At 72.8% G+C, this 13,034-nt stretch carries 13 protein-coding genes; 7 read left to right on the plus strand and 6 right to left on the minus strand.

Translation table 11 applies throughout. From position 1 onward, the window contains the following. Positions 1–20: 20 nt before the first annotated feature. The gene (sucD, locus tag ACZ5CZ_RS23420; RefSeq protein ID WP_450788581.1) at positions 21–905 is read left to right on the plus strand and encodes a succinate--CoA ligase subunit alpha; all 885 of its coding nucleotides are present in this window, start codon (positions 21–23) and stop codon (positions 903–905) included. A 115-nt stretch (positions 906–1,020) separates the two neighbouring features. Here sucD and ACZ5CZ_RS23425 read toward each other — a convergent pair whose 3' ends face one another. Then, positions 1,021–1,992, minus strand: a complete 972-nt coding sequence (locus tag ACZ5CZ_RS23425; RefSeq protein WP_385843449.1) for an RNA polymerase sigma factor — start codon at positions 1,990–1,992, stop codon at positions 1,021–1,023. Between the two features lie 62 nt (positions 1,993–2,054). Here ACZ5CZ_RS23425 and ACZ5CZ_RS23430 point away from each other — a divergent pair, with 62 nt between their 5' ends. Then, the gene (locus ACZ5CZ_RS23430; RefSeq protein ID WP_468945636.1) at positions 2,055–3,917 is read left to right on the plus strand and encodes a cell division protein PerM; all 1,863 of its coding nucleotides are present in this window, start codon (positions 2,055–2,057) and stop codon (positions 3,915–3,917) included. On the opposite strand, the gene ACZ5CZ_RS23435 is transcribed toward ACZ5CZ_RS23430, so the two are convergent. After that, a complete protein-coding gene (locus ACZ5CZ_RS23435; protein ID WP_385843452.1) occupies positions 3,914–4,318 on the minus strand; it encodes a hypothetical protein in 405 nt (134 codons plus the stop codon). The genes ACZ5CZ_RS23430 and ACZ5CZ_RS23435 overlap by 4 nt on opposite strands. Positions 4,319–5,028: 710 nt before the next feature. Here ACZ5CZ_RS23435 and purN point away from each other — a divergent pair. The 3 genes from purN to ACZ5CZ_RS23450 all read left to right on the plus strand — a co-directional run bounded on the left by purN (position 5,029) and on the right by ACZ5CZ_RS23450 (position 7,586). After that, complete coding sequence (purN, locus tag ACZ5CZ_RS23440; protein WP_468945639.1) at positions 5,029–5,667, plus strand: phosphoribosylglycinamide formyltransferase; 639 nt, start codon at positions 5,029–5,031, stop codon at positions 5,665–5,667. Next, positions 5,664–7,232 carry a bifunctional phosphoribosylaminoimidazolecarboxamide formyltransferase/IMP cyclohydrolase gene (gene purH / locus ACZ5CZ_RS23445; protein WP_385843455.1) on the plus strand — a complete coding sequence of 523 codons (1,569 nt, stop codon included), beginning with the start codon at positions 5,664–5,666 and terminating at the stop codon, positions 7,230–7,232. Before purN ends, purH begins: the two co-directional genes overlap by 4 nt. A 147-nt stretch (positions 7,233–7,379) precedes the next feature. Further along, positions 7,380–7,586: a DUF4259 domain-containing protein gene (locus tag ACZ5CZ_RS23450; protein WP_468945642.1), complete on the plus strand. Its 207-nt coding sequence runs from the start codon at positions 7,380–7,382 to the stop codon at positions 7,584–7,586. Between the two features lie 80 nt (positions 7,587–7,666). Here ACZ5CZ_RS23450 and ACZ5CZ_RS23455 read toward each other — a convergent pair whose 3' ends face one another. From ACZ5CZ_RS23455 to ACZ5CZ_RS23470, 4 genes are all read right to left on the minus strand, one after another. Further along, positions 7,667–8,122, minus strand: coding sequence for a hypothetical protein (locus ACZ5CZ_RS23455; protein ID WP_385843459.1), 456 nt, complete (start codon positions 8,120–8,122; stop codon positions 7,667–7,669). 74 nt (positions 8,123–8,196) lie between these two features. Beyond that, complete coding sequence (locus ACZ5CZ_RS23460) at positions 8,197–9,765, minus strand: protein kinase domain-containing protein (RefSeq protein WP_468945646.1); 1,569 nt, start codon at positions 9,763–9,765, stop codon at positions 8,197–8,199. Continuing rightward, the gene (locus tag ACZ5CZ_RS23465; RefSeq protein WP_385843462.1) at positions 9,762–10,511 is read right to left on the minus strand and encodes an FHA domain-containing protein; all 750 of its coding nucleotides are present in this window, start codon (positions 10,509–10,511) and stop codon (positions 9,762–9,764) included. Before ACZ5CZ_RS23465 ends, ACZ5CZ_RS23460 begins: the two co-directional genes overlap by 4 nt. Before the next feature lie 160 nt (positions 10,512–10,671). Continuing rightward, the gene (locus ACZ5CZ_RS23470) at positions 10,672–11,259 is read right to left on the minus strand and encodes a hypothetical protein (protein ID WP_385843463.1); all 588 of its coding nucleotides are present in this window, start codon (positions 11,257–11,259) and stop codon (positions 10,672–10,674) included. A 262-nt stretch (positions 11,260–11,521) separates the two neighbouring features. On the opposite strand from ACZ5CZ_RS23470, the gene ACZ5CZ_RS23475 reads away from it, so the two are divergent. Further along, the gene (locus ACZ5CZ_RS23475; RefSeq protein ID WP_468945650.1) at positions 11,522–12,376 is read left to right on the plus strand and encodes a bifunctional methylenetetrahydrofolate dehydrogenase/methenyltetrahydrofolate cyclohydrolase; all 855 of its coding nucleotides are present in this window, start codon (positions 11,522–11,524) and stop codon (positions 12,374–12,376) included. Continuing rightward, positions 12,366–12,845 carry a DUF3017 domain-containing protein gene (locus ACZ5CZ_RS23480; protein ID WP_467545994.1) on the plus strand — a complete coding sequence of 160 codons (480 nt, stop codon included), beginning with the start codon at positions 12,366–12,368 and terminating at the stop codon, positions 12,843–12,845. Before ACZ5CZ_RS23475 ends, ACZ5CZ_RS23480 begins: the two co-directional genes overlap by 11 nt. Positions 12,846–13,034 lie beyond the last annotated feature (189 nt).

The following is a 13,034-nucleotide window of genomic DNA, read 5'->3' on the forward strand; positions in this document are numbered from 1 at the left end:
GACGAGGACACCAACACACCATGGCTATCTGGCTCAACAAGGACAGCAAGGTCATCGTCCAGGGCATGACCGGCGCCACCGGCATGAAGCACACCAAGCTCATGCTCGGGGACGGCACGAACGTCGTGGGCGGCGTGAACCCGCGCAAGGCGGGTCAGACCGTGGACTTCGACGGCACCGAGGTACCCGTCTTCGGGACGGTCGCCGAGGCCATCGAGAAGACCGGCGCCAACGTCTCCGTCATCTTCGTGCCGGAGAAGTTCACCAAGGACGCGGTCGTCGAGGCCATCGACGCCGAGATCCCGCTGGCCGTCGTGATCACCGAGGGCATCGCCGTGCACGACTCGGCGAACTTCTGGGCGTACGCCGGCAAGAAGGGCAACAAGACCCGGATCATCGGCCCGAACTGCCCCGGCATCATCACCCCGGGCCAGTCGAACGTCGGCATCATCCCGGGCGACATCACCAAGCCGGGCCGCATCGGCCTGGTCTCGAAGTCCGGCACGCTGACGTACCAGATGATGTACGAGCTGCGTGACATCGGCTTCTCGACCGCCGTCGGCATCGGTGGCGACCCGATCATCGGCACCACGCACATCGACGCGCTCGCCGCGTTCGAGGCCGACCCCGACACCGAGCTGATCGTCATGATCGGTGAGATCGGTGGCGACGCCGAGGAGCGTGCCGCGGACTTCATCGCGAAGAACGTGACCAAGCCGGTCGTCGGCTACGTCGCGGGCTTCACGGCGCCCGAGGGCAAGACCATGGGTCACGCCGGCGCCATCGTCTCCGGCTCCTCCGGCACCGCACAGGCCAAGAAGGAGGCCCTGGAGGCCGCCGGCGTCAAGGTCGGCAAGACGCCGACCGAGACGGCGAAGCTGGCTCGGGAGATCCTGAGCGCCTGAGCGTCGCAGCAGTAGAACGCCGGTAGGCCCGTCCCGCTTCCCCGGGACGGGCCTACCGGCGTATCGGCAGCCCCACGGCCAGCCCCACGGGGCCCATGAGAGGCACAACCGGCCCTCACCACGCCTCCGGCAGCACCCTCTCCCGCCCGCCCGGCGCCGCGCGCAGCTTCGCCCGCAGGGCCTGCTGCTCGCGCGACAGCGGCCCCAGGGCGACCGGCGCCGGAACACCCCGCACCGCCTGCGCCGGGGCGATCGGCGCCTCGTAGTGCGTCGGCGCCGTCCGCAGCGTGAGCGTCGTCGCGCCGATGATCGTCACCGTGAACGCGATCGCCGCCCGCGTCCAGAACGCGTTCCGGCGTTCGCACTCCCGCCGTACCGGCTCCGCCCGCGCCGCGCGCAGCCGCTCCGTGGAGGCCAGCTCGGCGAGCCGCCGGTGCAGCAGCGCGGTGTCGGCCAGCTCCGGCACCCGCGCGGCCACCGCCTCGCGCGCATGGGTCAGCCGGTTGGCGGCCGCCGGAGTGCTGGCCTCCGTCTCCGCCGCCGTCTCCGGCAGATCGAGGCCCACCCCGTCGTACAGCACGAGGGTGCGGCGGTAGGAGGGCGGGAGCCGGAGCAGGGCGTGCAGCAGCGCCCGGTCCGCCGGGTCGGCGGGCGGTGGCTCCGGGGCGCGGTAGCGCGGGCGGAAGCGGTGCCAGGGGGAGAGCGCGCAGTCGTACGCCACCGCCCGCACCCACCCCGCCGGGTCCCGGTCCGCGGCCACCTCGGGCCAGCGCTGCCAGGCGAGCTGGAAGGCCCGCTCCACGGCCTCGCGGGCCAGTTCGCGCCGCCCGGTGAGCAGATAGGTCTGGCGTACGAGGGCGGGGGCGCAGAAGGCGTACAGCGCGTCGAAGGCCTGAGCGGGCGTCAGCGGCGCCGGACCCTCCGCCTCCGGCGCCGACGGCTCCTGATCCCGTGTCAGAGAGCGGGCCGCGCGCAGGCGTCGGCGTTCCTTCGGCGGCGGCAGCGGGCCGGCAGTGCTCTGCGTCGTCACCGTGCGGCACCGTCCTTCCGTGCGAAAAAGAACATAAACGTATATTGAGCGACACATCGGGGGTTCGCCTGTTACGACAGGAAAGCGCGTGTCGTTGGGAGCATGGCGGGGTGACCCAGATGACCGCTCGCCGACCGTCGCCGACATCCCTGCTCGCCCGGGTGCGCGACCGCTCGCCCGGGCTGGCCGCGAGCCTCCTGGCCGGCGTGGTCGCGGCCGGACTCGGCCTCGGCTCGCTCGCCGTGCTCGTCCTCGGCATGTGGATCAGCTCTCCGTACCCGGACAGCGGACCGGACGGCGCGCTGCATGTCGCCGCCGCGCTGTGGCTCCTGGCGCACGGCGTGGAACTGGTCCGCACCGAGACCCTCTCCGGCGCCCCCCTGCCGGTCGGGGTGACGCCGTTGCTGCTGCTCGCACTGCCGGTGTGGCTGGTGTACCGGGCGGCCCGGGACGCCACGGACGCCCCCACCGAGCCCGACGGACCGCCCCCGGTGCCGGCCCGGACCGTGTGGATGGGCGTGGTCCTCGGCTACCTCGCCGTCGGCGGCGCGGCCACCCTCTACTGCTCCGGCGGCGAACTGCGCCCCGAAGTGCGCTGGGTGACGGTCTGTCTGCCGCTCGTCGCGGCGGGCGCGGCCGCCGCCGGGGTGTGGACGGCGCACGGCCGCCCGCGCGAACCCCTGCTCAGCGTGCTGGTGGTGCTGCCGGGTCCGGTGCGGCGGCTGGTGTTCGGCGCGGACGCCCGGGCCCGGCTCGGCACGGCCGTCCGCGCGGCCGGTGCGGCGACCGCCGTGCTCTTCGGCGGCGGAGCGCTGCTGCTCGGCACGTCACTGGCGTGGCACGGCGACACGGCACGGGCCTCCTTCCTCCAGCTGACGGAGGGCTGGACGGGCCGGTTCGCCGTGCTGCTGCTCGGCATCGCACTGATCCCCAACGCGGCGGTGTGGGCCGACTCCTACGCTCTCGGCCCGGGCTTCACGCTCGGCGCCGGGCACCCGGTCCACGCGCTCGTCTCCGACCCCGCCCCGCTGCTGCCGCCGTTCCCGCTGCTCGCGGCCGTGCCCGACCCGGGCGCCGGGACACCGCTGAACTGGGCGGCGGGACTGGTGCCGCTGACCGCCGGGGTGACGGCGGGATGGTTCGTGGCGCGGGCGTCCGTACGGCGGCCGGGGCGGGGGCAGCCGGGGGAGCCCCCACAGATGCGCTGGTCGGCGGGGCGTACCGCCGCCGTCGTGCTGCTGACGGCCGTGCTCTGCGCCGGGATCCTCGCGCTGCTCGCCGAGCTGGCGGGCGGCCCGCTGGGCGTGGCCGCGCTGGCCCGCTTCGGCCCGGTGTGGTGGCAGACCGGCGGAGCGGCCGGGGCGTGGACGGCCGTGACCGGCCTGCCGGTGGCGCTGGTCGTACGGGCGTGGCGGCTGCGCGGCCGGCGTGGGCGGGGGGCGGCCATCCCCGCGCAGGGAGCGGAGCCGGTGAAGCAGCCGGACCAGAAGCCGGACGGGAAAGCGGACAAGAAGGCGGCGCCCGGCGAGAAGTCCACGTCCTCCGTGCCGCCGGTGCAGCCGGTGCCGCCCAGGGACGTGGCTGCGGCCGAGGCCGGGGACATCGACGCCGACGACGCGTACGAGGTCCTTCCCGTGGACGCCACCGCCGACCCCTACCCCTCGGACTGGCACGACGATCGCGCGCGCGCCTCCCGCTGGGCGGCCCTCAAGGAGGCGGCGGCCCTGAGAGAAGCGGCAGCCCTCAGGGAATCGGCAGCCCCCGGCGACCTCCCCCTCCCCGACGACCCGGTACGACAGCCCCCGGCACCCCCCGCGCCGCCGACCCCCTGGCCACCGGCGCCGTGGCCTCCGGCCGGACCCCGGACACAGCTCGAGGAGCCCACGCCCCAGGACCCGGACCGGACACCGGCCCGGGAGGCGACGCCGGAACCGAAACCGGACCCGGCACGGGAACCGGAACCGCCGAAGGACGGCCTCTAACCGTTCTCGGCCCCCAGCACCCCGCGCAGCTGCTGCGGCAGCAGCTGTTCGCAGGACTGCTTGGCCTCATGGGTCAGGGCGTCGTCGAGGCAGGTGTAGTAGTCCCGGTAGACCAGCTGGACGGTGAAGGTCGACGCCACCAGCAGCAGTGCCAGGGAGGCGGTGATCAGGCCGCCGATGGCCGCCGTCAGCTGGGGGCGGCCGGGACCGACGGCCGGGGTGCCGGGGCCGTTCGGGCGCGACGTGGCGCGCAGCGCGCTGGTACCCCAGTACAGGGCCAGCGCGCCGAGCAGCAGGGCGACGTACGGCCAGCCGAAGAGGACGAAGAAGACCGACCACATGCCGGACAGCAGGGCGTAGCGCGCGCGGCGCTGCGCCGGGTCCCTCGGATCCCACCGCATGCCGGATCCGCCAGGCCCACCGGGGCCGCCCGGACCACCCTGCGGACCGCCCTGCGGGCCGCCGCCGGGCCGCTCACCGAAGCCGCCGGGGGAGCGCCCGGGCTGCCGGTCGCTCCACTGGTTCCCCCACGGAGAACCCGGACCGTGCCCCTGACCCGGACCGTGCCCTTGACCCTGACCCTGGCCCGCATCGGAACCCGGGGCGTCGCCCGTCCCCTCCGGGTGGCGCGGCTGCCAGGGGCGGTCCGGGGAACCCTCCGGCGGGGGCGCGAACGGATTGTCGTCCCCGCGCTCACCGCTCGGGCGGCCGCCGTTCCGTCCGTTTCCGGACGCCTCCGGCGGCGCGGTCGGCCGCTCTCGCAGCACCACGGTGACGTGCGCCCCGGCCTGCGCCGACTGCGGGGGGAGCGTGAGGAGTCGCGGGCTGCGGTCCGGCATCAAGATGAGCGTCTTCCCCTAGGTGAATCCGACTGGTACGGAACGGGCGGTCACTTCGTGAACGCACCGCACGACAACCGCGTTCCCGACGCTCCCGAACCCGCTCCTCGCAGACGCTACCTTCCGGCCCCGCCCCCGTCCCGTGGGGGTTGTCCAGTGTGCCGGTATCGTTGCTGACGGTCGGCTGCTTCGTAGAGTTCCCCGTATCGAGGGACACGAAGCATTCGTACGAATGTACAAGTTCCACAGTTTCCCCGAGAAAGGGCCCCACCGTGGCCGCCACCCCCGCTGGCCCAGCGGTCAAGCGCCTCGTCGTGCTGGTCTCCGGATCCGGCACCAACCTCCAGGCGCTTCTGGACGAGATCGAGCGCACCGGAGCCGAGTCGTACGGCGCGCGGATCGTCGCCGTCGGGGCCGACCGCGACGGCATCGAGGGGCTCGCCCGTGCCGAACGGGCCGGGCTGCCGACCTTCGTATGCAGGGTCAAGGACTACGCGACCCGGGAGGAGTGGGACACGGCGCTCGCCGAGGCCGTCGCCGCCCACGAGCCCGACCTCGTGGTCTCCGCCGGGTTCATGAAGATCGTCGGGAAGGAGTTCCTGACCCGCTTCGGCGGACGCTTCGTCAACACCCACCCGGCCCTTCTCCCCAGCTTTCCGGGGGCCCACGGCGTGCGTGACGCACTCGCGTACGGCGCCAAGGTCACCGGCTGCACCGTCCACTTCGTCGACGACGGCGTCGACACCGGGCCGATCATCGCGCAGGGCGTGGTGGAGATCCGGGACGAGGACGACGAGAGCGCGCTGCACGCGCGCATCAAGGAAGTCGAGCGAAGGCTGCTCGTCGAGGTCGTGGGGCGGATCGCCCGGCACGGCCATCGCATTGAGGGACGAAAGGTAGTTATCCAGTGACCGCCACCGCCGAGAGCACGAAGCGGCCCATTCGCCGGGCGCTCGTCAGCGTCTACGACAAGACCGGGCTGGAAGACCTCGCGCGCGGCCTGCACGCGGCCGGTGTGGAGCTGGTCTCCACCGGGTCCACGGCCGGCCGGATCGCCGCCGCCGGCGTCCCCGTCACCAAGGTCGAGGAGCTGACCGGCTTCCCCGAGTGCCTGGACGGCCGGGTCAAGACCCTGCACCCGCGGGTGCACGCGGGCATCCTCGCCGACCTGCGTCTCGACAGCCACCGCGAGCAGCTCGCCGAGCTGGGTGTCGAGCCCTTCGACCTCGTCGTCGTCAACCTCTACCCGTTCCGCGAGACGGTCGCCTCCGGCGCCTCGGACGACGAGTGCGTGGAGCAGATCGACATCGGCGGCCCCTCGATGGTCCGCGCCGCCGCCAAGAACCACCCGTCCGTGGCCGTCGTCACCGACCCCGCCCGCTACGCCGACGTGCTCGCCGCCGTCCAGGACGGCGGCTTCGACCTCGCCGCCCGCAAGCGCCTGGCCGCCGAGGCGTTCCAGCACACGGCCGCGTACGACGTCGCCGTCGCCACCTGGTTCGCGACCGGCTACGCCCCCGCTGACGACTCGGGCTTCCCCGACTTCCTCGGCGCCACCTTCGAGCGCAAGAACACCCTGCGCTACGGCGAGAACCCGCACCAGCCCGCCGCCCTCTACGTCGACGGCACGGGCGGCCTCGCCGACGCCGAGCAGCTGCACGGCAAGGAGATGTCGTACAACAACTACACGGACACGGACGCCGCCCGCCGTGCCGCGTACGACCACGACGAGCCCTGTGTCGCGATCATCAAGCACGCCAACCCGTGCGGCATCGCGATCGGCGCGGACGTCGCCGAGGCGCACCGCAAGGCGCACGCCTGTGACCCGGTCTCCGCGTACGGCGGCGTCATCGCCGTCAACCGCCCGGTCTCGAAGGAGATGGCCGAGCAGGTCGCCGACATCTTCACCGAGGTCATCGTCGCCCCGGACTACGAGGAGGGGGCCCTGGAGGCCCTCACCAAGAAGAAGAACATCCGGGTGCTGAAGGCCCCGGACGGCCCGGCGAACGCCGTCGAGATCAAGCAGGTCGACGGCGGTGCCCTGCTCCAGGTCGCCGACCGCCTCCAGGCCGAGGGCGACGACCCGGCCACCTGGACCCTGGCGTCCGGCGAGGCGCTCTCCCCGGCGGAGCTGGCCGAGCTGGCCTTCGCCTGGAAGGCCTGCCGCGCGGTGAAGTCCAACGCGATCCTGCTGGCCAAGGACGGCGCCTCGGTCGGCGTCGGCATGGGCCAGGTCAACCGCGTCGACTCCTGCAAGCTGGCCGTCGAGCGGGCCGGCGAGGACCGCGCCCGCGGCTCCTACGCGGCGTCCGACGCCTTCTTCCCCTTCCCCGACGGCCCCCAGATCCTCATCGACGCCGGCGTCCGGGCGATCGTCCAGCCGGGCGGCTCGATCCGCGACGAACTCGTCGTGGAGGCCGCGCAGAAGGCGGGCGTGACGATGTACTTCACGGGAACGCGCCACTTCTTCCACTGACGCAACCGGAGGGTGCCACCCATCCAGGCGCCCCCCACCCCCCAACAGGCCCCGGCCGGACCTCTCGTCCGCGCCGGGGCCTTCCCGTACCAGCGCGAGAACATGCAGGCTGCGCGCGACTTCCTGGGTAGATGGGGTTAAGGGGCCATGAGTGCTTCGGGAACTGGACCGTTCGAGAACGATTCCGCACTGGATCTATGTGAGGAACTCCAGGGGCTTCGAGGGGATGAAGCGATTGAAGCGCTGAGAGAGGCTCTGTCGTCGGCGGCCGAAGTGGCCGTCGGTGACTACGTGGATCGTGACCTGGGGGAGCCTGCGGTAGCTGCTGGAAAAGTGGTGCAGCGGTCGAGTTGACCTGGGGCGATGCCGCAGACGTGCTTCACCGACGGCCTCCGGCCCTCCCCCGGGAGGTCGGAGGCCGTCGCCTTGTCAGGTCAGCAGGGGCGGAGGGACCAGATCGGGTCCCAGGTGGCCGTGCCGGCGTCGTAGGCCGTGGAGGTCCAGCGGACGCTGCCGTCCTGGTTGAAGAACTTGGCGACCGTGCCCGGGGTCTGGTTGTTGGTGTAGGGGCCGTCGCCGGTCCAGTTGTCGAGGTTCCAGGTCTGGCACTTGTAGAAGTCGAACTTGGTGCCGTTGACGAGCATGCACAGGTGGCCGTAGGCGCAGTCGAGGTCCTTCGCGGCGGACCTGTTCTTCGGGGCCTTGGTGAGGGTCAGGCCGTCGTAGCGGACGGTGTCGGCGGAGACGGAGAGGGGCTTCGGGTGGCCCGCGAGGACGTGGTCGGCCACCTGCTGGAGGCTGTCCGGTGCGGCGGCGGTGGCCGCCACCGTGGAGCCGGCGAGCAGGGCGGTGGCCGCGACGAACAGGGCGGCGGACTTGGCGAGGTTCACGTGTTCCCCCTTGTGAACGGTTGTGCGGTGTCGGTCGCTCCGCCCCGGCGTGGTCACCGCGGGGCGAAGTGACTTCAGCGTCGCAGCCGTTCCGGGGGAGGGGTACCTCGGATGTCCGAGGGTGAGCTGGGGGCCGGCGGTGTGTACTCCTTGAGGTAGTGGGCGACCCGGGTGCAGTAGGCGCGCCAGCGAGGGGGGATTCCGTGAGCGGCGTTCACTTTCGCGTACGACGTCCGGTAGGCCGCGGCGATCAGCAGGGGCTTGTCGCCGGGCAGGCCCGGCTTGAGACGGGGGTCGATGAAGCAGAGGTAGCGGCCCATCGCGGGGATGGAGAGGGAGGGGGACAGGGGCGGGGCGGGGGTGGAGGGCGCGGGGATGCCGTTGTCGTTCATCCACCAGCGCAGTACGCCCGGCGTCCAGCGGGCGATGCCGAACTCCTGGTTCTCCGGGTCGGAGAGGTTCGGGTCGAAGCCGCTCTCCGCCTTCAGCATCGCGGCGATCAGCGCGGGGGTGACCGCGCGCCGGGAGCAGAAGTGCGCGGCGTCCACGATGAGTTTGCGGTAGGCGACGGGAACGCCCCTGTCGGTGCGGAGTTCCGCCGAGCCGTAGGAGGCGAGGGCGGTCGGGGTGGGGCCGTGGTGGCCGGGGGCGGCGTCCGGCCGGGTGGCCCAGGTCCAGGCCAGCGTGGCGGTGAGGGTGGCCGACACCGCGGCCAGGGCGATGCGGGGACGGCGGCGCAGGCGGGGGGTGGGGGTCGTACCGGAGGCGGCTGCCACCCGGCGGGACAGGGCCTGTGTGGTGACGCGGGTGGCGTGGGTGCGGGCCAGGCAGTCGCGGACGATGTCCCGCCAGACGGTGGGGAGTTCGGGGGACAGACGGAGTTCGTCGGTGCCGCGGGCGTAGGCGACGGCCGCGTCCCGGCGGGCCGACGGGGTGCCCCCGGGGAGCGGGAAGGAGCCGGTCAGCACCAGGTGGGCGAGGACGCCGTACGCCCAGACGTCGGCGGAGGGACGGATCCGGCGGCCGCGTTCGCCGATCTCGGACCAGAGCAGCTCGGGCGGGGTGTAGTCGGGGGTGGAGAAGGCGGGGGTGTAGGCGTGGGTGCCCTCGAGTTCCGCGGCCATGTTGAAGTCGGCGAGCCGGGCCGAACCGTCCGGCATGAGCAGGACGTTGGCCGGTTTCAGATCACCGTGCACCCAGCCCGCGCCGTGCAGCTGGGTCAGGCCCGCGCAGATCTGGGCGAGCAGCGCGGGACCGGCCGCCGGGCGGGGCTCGGCCGCGAGCAGGGTGGCCAGGGAGCCCGCGGCGCGTTCCAGGACGAGGACCGTCGCGCCGTCGAGCGCCGGGTGGTCCGGGTCGTCGACGACCAGCGTCTCGTACATCCGGATCAGCCGGGGCTGCCGGAGCCGGCCCAGCAGCGCGATCTCGCGCTCGACGAGTTCGCGCAGGTGGGTCAGCTGGCGCGGGGTTCCGGTGCCGGTCGGCAGGAACTTCAGGGCGGCGGTGCGGGGCAGCTCCGGGGAGCCGCCGGTGCGCCGGCCGACGTACACACTGCCGAAGGCGCCCGTCGCGATGGGCTCGCGTACCTCCCAGACGCCGACCCGGTAGCCCCGGGGCACGGGTACGGCGTACGGCTCGGTCACCGGGGTGCCCGGCCGGCCGTACCGGTCCCGGCCAGGACGGCCAGGTCGTCCTCCCGGACGAGGTCGAAGCGGAGCGCGAGGGAGACCAGGGACTCCTTCTTGCCGTTCAGCCGCGGCCCCTGCTCCGCCTCCTCCGGGCCGGGTTTGAGGCGCAGCTTCACGGCCAGGTAGTCGATGTTCCACTGCACCGAGGTGCGCGAGGCGGCCGGCCAGGCGGGGCGCAGCCGGTCCACGACCTGGTCGACGGTGGGCAGCGGGGCGTGCGGGTCGCCGCGCAGCCGCGGTTCGCACAGCGCGGCCAGGACGGCGAAGTAGCGTGTGGTGCGGTCGACGGAGAAGGCGGGCGCGGTGGTGTCGCCGTCCGCCCCGGCCCCGTCGCGCAGATAGTCGTGGCGCGGCGCCCACACCTCCAGCGCCAGCAGGTCACCGGCGGCGGGCAGCACGATCCGGGAGAACTCGAACGGGACCGGGGCGTCGAGCCGGCCGGGACCGACCTTGATGTGCTCGCCGGCGCCCTCCGGGTTCTCCACGACGTACGTCTGCCGTGCGGAGAGGTTGCTCAGTATCCAGAACGCCCCCTGGGCGCCCAGCTCGCCGGCCCGGCGGGAGACCCCGTCGTGCGGGATCGTCAGGTCGTTGCCGGCCGCCCGGCCGAAGGTGAGGCGCTCGCCGGGGGCCAGCCGGAGGCGCTCGCGCCGGTGTGGGTCCTCCGGGGTCGGCGGAGGTACGACGATGATGCTGTACAAGGTGCGTCTCCCGTGCCTGACGGGTGCCTGACGGCTACCGGGCCAGACTAGGGCGAACACACCAGGGCCGTGTCTCCCCTGAGCGGGTGAGACACGGCCCTTGAGGTGGATTGGCGTGAACCGTTCCGCGGGGCGCGCGGGTTCGGTTCCGCGCGCCGGATCAGTAGTTCGGGCGGTTGAACCAGGAGCTGCCGTTGCTGTTGGCGCAGAACACGATGATCAGGATGCCGAGCACCAGGCTGAGCAGCGCGAAGACATTGGCGCCCAGCAGGCTGAGGAGGCTGAACAGCGTGACGAGCGAGGCGTAGATGATCGCGGAGACGCGCACGCCGCCGCGCCCCTTGCTGAACTTCATGCCGGTGAGGATCGCCCAGAGCGCGAACGCGAGCACGATCACCCCGAAGACGATGATCACGCCGGCGCCGATGCTGGCAGCCTTGTCCGCGTCCGCCGACGAGACGTTGTTCTCGGACGACATGAGGTCCTTGAACCGGCTGGCGAACCAGGCGCTGGCCGCGAACATCACCACACCGCCGACCGCCTGGAAACCGCCCAGGATGAACAGGAACACCCGGGCCGCCTTCACGCTCCCCGGCATCTCCATGGGCCCGCCCGGGTAGCCGGGCTGCTGGTAGGCGGGGGCGGCGGGGTAGCCGTAACCGGGCTGCTGCGGCTGCTGCGGGTAGCCGTAGCCGGGCTGCTGGCCCTGCGGGGCCCCGTAGGGGTTGTTCGGGTCGCCGAAGCTCATGGCGGTGTTCCTCCGTTGGTCAAAGTGCGGGGACGAGGCGCGGCACTGCACGGAGGAGAGTTCTACAGATGCGGTCCGTCCCCCCGTTGAGCTGCCCGCTGCACTGTTCTGCTCATCGTTCTTGACCGGATAGTCGCTTGTCCAGCCGGGTGCCCGGGGAGTTGTGCAAGTGCAACATCGTCCGGTCACCCGGCCGGGCAGGGGTACGGCCCTCGGGGACCCGGATTGGAACCGGGGGGCCGTCATCCGCGAGGATGGGGTCATGACCGCCCAGATTCTCGATGGCAAGGCCACCGCAGCCGCGATCAAGTCCGATCTGACCGCCCGCGTGGCGGCGCTGAAGGAGAAGGGCGTCACGCCCGGCCTCGGCACGATCCTGGTCGGGGACGACCCCGGCAGCCAGAAGTACGTCGCCGGCAAGCACCGCGACTGCGCGCAGGTGGGCATCGCCTCCATCCAGCGCGAGCTGCCGGCCACCGCCACCCAGGAGGAGATCGAGGCGGTCGTCCGCGAGCTGAACGAGGACCCGGCCTGCACCGGCTACATCGTCCAGCTGCCGCTGCCCAAGGGCATCGACGAGAACCGCATCCTGGAGCTGATGGACCCGGCCAAGGACGCCGACGGTCTGCACCCCATGAACCTCGGCCGGCTCGTCCTCAACGAGCCCGCGCCGCTGCCCTGCACCCCCAACGGCATCATCTCCCTGCTGCGCGCCCACGGCGTCGAGATCAAGGGCGCGGAGGTCGTGGTCGTGGGGCGTGGCGTGACCATCGGCCGGCCGATGCCGCTGCTGCTCACCCGGCGCAGCGAGAACGCCACCGTGACCCAGTGCCACACCGGCACCCGTGACCTGTCCGCCCATCTGAAGCGGGCCGACATCGTCATCGCGGCCGCCGGCTCCCCGCACCTGATCCGCGCCGAGGACGTCAAGCCGGGCGCGGCCGTCCTGGACGTCGGGGTGTCCCGCAACGCCGAGGGCAAGATCATGGGTGACGTCCACCCGGGCGTCGTCGAGGTGGCCGGCTGGATCTCCCCGAACCCCGGCGGGGTGGGCCCGATGACCCGGGCGCAGCTGCTGGTCAACGTGGTCGAGGCGGCGGAGCGCCGTGTCGGCTGAGCAGGCGGCTGAGCAGGCGGCGGGGCGGCCGGCCGACGGTGCGGCCGGTGCGCCGGCCGGCCGGGCCGCGCGCGACGCCCGCGCCACCCGGCGCTTCCCGCGGATCACCAGGGACACCGCGCGGCCCGAGGGCGGCGGACGCGCCGCGGGCGGTGCCGCGCCGGCCCCGGCGCGGCAGTGGCCGATGCTCACCGTGACCGGGCTGGTGGCGATCGGGCTGCTGGTGACCGCGCTCGACGTGTTCCGCGTCGGCACCCTGCTGATCGGCGCCGCCCTGCTGGCCGGTGCGGTGATGCGGTGGACGCTGCCCAGCGTCGGCATGCTCGCCGTCCGCTCCCGCTTCACGGACATCGCCACCTACGGGATCCTCGGCCTCGCGATCGTCCTGCTCGCGATGATGGCCCAGCCCAGCCCGTGGCTCCAGATCCCGTTCCTGAAGGACACCCTGCACTTCACGATCAGCAGGTAGCGCACCTCACGATCAGCGCATGGCGCGGATACGGCGGTCCGTCCCCTCCCCCGAGAGGGACGGACCGCCGTCCTCCGTCAGCCTTTCCTGCCATGAAGTGCCTGTTCAACGCCTGTCCGTGCGCTGTGGCACGGAAGTGACCGTTCCGCCACGGTGTCCGTGCTCCGTCACTTCCGTCAGCCCGTGCCA

It is taken from the genome of Streptomyces sp. NPDC031418 (genome assembly GCF_055581605.1).

Bases quoted from the DNA above. Each gene is read 5' to 3' on its own strand.
- sucD (WP_450788581.1), top strand. From the start codon at position 21: ATGGCTATCTGGCTCAACAAGGACAGCAAGGTCATCGTCCAGGGCATG.
- ACZ5CZ_RS23425 (WP_385843449.1), bottom strand. From the start codon at position 1,992: ATGTGTCGCTCAATATACGTTTATGTTCTTTTTCGCACGGAAGGACGG.
- ACZ5CZ_RS23430 (WP_468945636.1), top strand. From the start codon at position 2,055: ATGACCGCTCGCCGACCGTCGCCGACATCCCTGCTCGCCCGGGTGCGC.
- ACZ5CZ_RS23435 (WP_385843452.1), bottom strand. From the start codon at position 4,318: ATGCGGTGGGATCCGAGGGACCCGGCGCAGCGCCGCGCGCGCTACGCC.
- ACZ5CZ_RS23450 (WP_468945642.1), top strand. From the start codon at position 7,380: ATGAGTGCTTCGGGAACTGGACCGTTCGAGAACGATTCCGCACTGGAT.
- ACZ5CZ_RS23470 (WP_385843463.1), bottom strand. From the start codon at position 11,259: ATGAGCTTCGGCGACCCGAACAACCCCTACGGGGCCCCGCAGGGCCAG.
- ACZ5CZ_RS23475 (WP_468945650.1), top strand. From the start codon at position 11,522: ATGACCGCCCAGATTCTCGATGGCAAGGCCACCGCAGCCGCGATCAAG.